Genomic DNA, 2,617 nt, shown 5'->3' on the forward strand with positions numbered 1-2,617 from the left:
CTTTTCTACCGTCTGATGCAGCAAGCCGCCACCATCACACCCACACCATACCGAAGCCTCCTGGGAAGAGCTAAATCGCTTGACCACAACACATAGGGGGCACTTGCGCGAAGTGGATACCCACTTTCGATTACTTGTTCAGAGCTTCCCTAAAGCAGGTGAATTGGACCCGCTTTGCGCTTTCAGCAATGCCTGCCGAGAGGAGCTTAAACTAGCGCGATCATAAGTGCGTGCCCGCAGCTTGTAGCGGGACCTCTAGCTAAGCAACTGATGCAATTCTCAAGGATAGAAAGCTGACTTCATTGGAAGGTAAATAACACACGGGCGTGGCTAAGGGGAAAGAAATGATAGATACACCTCAACGGCTCACCCATTCGAGCGCCGATTCACATCCCGTGCGGATGGGGCGCCTCCGGATAAAGCGGCGCTTGCAAGGTGGCTGCGAGACAGGGAGAAACGTATGAAGCTATTTGTCACTGGAGCGACCGGAGTGATCGGCCGCAGAGCAGTGCCACTGCTGGTTAAGCGTGGACACCATGTGACCGCCCTCGTCCGCTCGCCGGGAAGCGAGGCAGTGCTGCTGGGGGTCGGTGCACGCCCGACATTTGTGGATCTCTTCGACTTGGGCGCGCTAAGTTCCGTCGTGGCCGGCCACGATGTCGTCGTCAGCCTCGCCACCCACATTCCGTCGTCGAGCTTTCACATGCTGTTGCCCAGCGCTTGGCGCGAGAACGATCGCATCCGCAGCGTCGCTTCAGCAAACTTGGTTGATGCGGCAATTGCAAGCGGCGTCCAACGGTTCATCCAGGAATCCTTCGCCCCGGTCTACCCGGATCGCGGCGGTGCATGGATCGCCGAACACACCCCAATCGCGCCGGTGCGCTACAACCGCACGATTGAGGACGCTGAGAGAGCGGCGCTGCGCTTCACCGAAAGCGGGCGCACCGGCATCGTGCTGCGCTTCGGCGCTTTTTACGGCTCCGATGCGGTGCAAACGCTAGACCTGATCAAGTTTGTCCGCAAAGGATGGGCACCGATTCCCGGCGCAGCCGACGCCTTCATTTCCTCGGTGTCTCATGACGACGCGGCCACAGCAGTCGTCGCTGCGCTTGACGCGCACGCGGGGATCTACAACGTAGTTGACGACGAGCCGCTCTCCCATCGCGCGTACATCGACGCACTTGCCGCGGCGCTCGGCGTCGCGCCTCCTAAGCTCCCGCCACCGTGGGTGGCGCATCTTTTCGGATCCCTGGGTGAGCTGCTGGCTCGCTCAGTGAGGATCTCGAGTCGGAAGTTCAAGCGAGAGACAAGCTGGACACCGAAGTATCCGAGTGTGCGCGAAGGCTGGCGAGCAGTCGTTTCAGCGCTGGGTCGAGCCGCCTAGTCCCACTAGAGGAAACCATGGGAGAGTTGCAGCTAGCCGCCCAGCTTGGCACGGCAGCCATTATCTGGTTCGTCGGGCAAAGAATCCAAGCGCAAGTCTTGGCCCTCGGCCAGCGGAATATTCCGCCACAAGCAGTGACGAGCATTCGCCTCGTGGCGAAATAGCGCCGCCACGGGCTTCGATTCTTCCCGTAATTAGATCCCCTTCACCGCCGGCATGGTCAGGCTAACTACTTGATCAAATGGGGCTTTTATCTATCTGTCCGAGCTGGTACAGAAGTTGAGCAGCTAAAGAGCAAGCGAGATTTAGAGAGATCAATGAACAACGCGGAGGCCACGATGCAAAGACGATTTGAATACCACAAGGCAACGCCGGGCGCGATGCGAGCGATGGTTTCGCTCCAAAAGTACGTAGAGGAGTCGGGTCTCGAGCGCTCCCTATTGGAGCTGGTCAAGACGCGGGCCTCCCAGATCAACGGCTGCGCCTACTGTATCGATATGCATACCAAGGATGCCAGGGCCTTGGGTGAGAGCGAGCAGCGGCTCTACGCACTTCCTGCCTGGCGCGAGGCGCCGTTCTACACGGAGCGGGAGCGAGCCGCGCTGGCCTGGACGGAGGCGATCACGCTGATCAGTCAGGGGCACGCGCCGGATGAGGTGTTCGAGCAGGTGCGTACCCAATTCACGGAAGAAGGGCTGGTCAATTTGACGCTAGCGATCATCGCCATCAACGGCTGGAACCGATTGGCCATCGCTTTCCGGGAAGTGCCTGGTACATACCAGCCTCAAGGCAGCGGCAACAAGTAAGCGCTCAAGGTACTAATCGCATGAATGAACGAAGGAGGTCAACATGAGCAGAATACACAGTCCAATCCAGATCCCGGTTACGCCTACGGCACGTCGGCAGTGGCCAAGTCGCCGCTCAGCGAGCAGGACTTCGATCTGCAAGCGCTGTGGCGGTTGATCCTGAAGGAATATTGTCCAAGGCCTGCATAGCTTAACGCAACATTAACATTGTTTAGACACACTGGCCCCCACTTGCGGGCGACAAATTGAGGGGTATGGTATGAAAATCGTTGTAATTGGTGGCACCGGGCTCATCGGAACAAAGCTCGTGAACAAACTTCGTCAGAGCGGCCATGAGGTAGTGGCGGCGTCGCCCGCCTCGGGCGTCAACACCATCACTGGTGAGGGGCTGGCTGAAGCGCTTGCAGGTGCGCAGGTTGTCGTCGAC

At 58.7% G+C, this 2,617-nt stretch carries 5 protein-coding genes; all 5 read left to right on the forward strand.

The genetic code is table 11. The annotated features are described in order from the left end of the window. Positions 1–460 precede the first annotated feature (460 nt). On the forward strand, positions 461–1,384 hold the full coding sequence (locus M3436_20520) for an NAD(P)H-binding protein (protein MDQ3566356.1): 924 nt from the start codon (positions 461–463) through the stop codon (positions 1,382–1,384). A 17-nt stretch (positions 1,385–1,401) separates the two neighbouring features. After that, the gene (locus M3436_20525; GenBank protein MDQ3566357.1) at positions 1,402–1,548 is read left to right on the forward strand and encodes a hypothetical protein; all 147 of its coding nucleotides are present in this window, start codon (positions 1,402–1,404) and stop codon (positions 1,546–1,548) included. A 174-nt stretch (positions 1,549–1,722) separates the two neighbouring features. Next, entirely contained in the window at positions 1,723–2,190 is a 468-nt protein-coding gene (locus tag M3436_20530) for a carboxymuconolactone decarboxylase family protein (GenBank protein MDQ3566358.1), read from the forward strand. Positions 2,191–2,214: 24 nt separating this feature from the next. After that, a complete protein-coding gene (locus tag M3436_20535; protein MDQ3566359.1) occupies positions 2,215–2,379 on the forward strand; it encodes a hypothetical protein in 165 nt (54 codons plus the stop codon). Positions 2,380–2,449: 70 nt separating this feature from the next. After that, on the forward strand, positions 2,450–2,617 hold a 168-nt coding region (locus M3436_20540), incomplete at its 3' end, for an NAD-dependent epimerase/dehydratase family protein (GenBank protein MDQ3566360.1).

This window comes from Pseudomonadota bacterium (assembly GCA_030859565.1).
GTDB lineage: Bacteria > Pseudomonadota > Gammaproteobacteria > JACCXJ01 > JACCXJ01 > USCg-Taylor.

Bases quoted from the DNA above. Each gene is read 5' to 3' on its own strand.
- M3436_20530 (MDQ3566358.1), top strand. From the start codon at position 1,723: ATGCAAAGACGATTTGAATACCACAAGGCAACGCCGGGCGCGATGCGA.
- M3436_20525 (MDQ3566357.1), top strand. From the start codon at position 1,402: ATGGGAGAGTTGCAGCTAGCCGCCCAGCTTGGCACGGCAGCCATTATC.
- M3436_20535 (MDQ3566359.1), top strand. From the start codon at position 2,215: ATGAACGAAGGAGGTCAACATGAGCAGAATACACAGTCCAATCCAGAT.
- M3436_20520 (MDQ3566356.1), top strand. From the start codon at position 461: ATGAAGCTATTTGTCACTGGAGCGACCGGAGTGATCGGCCGCAGAGCA.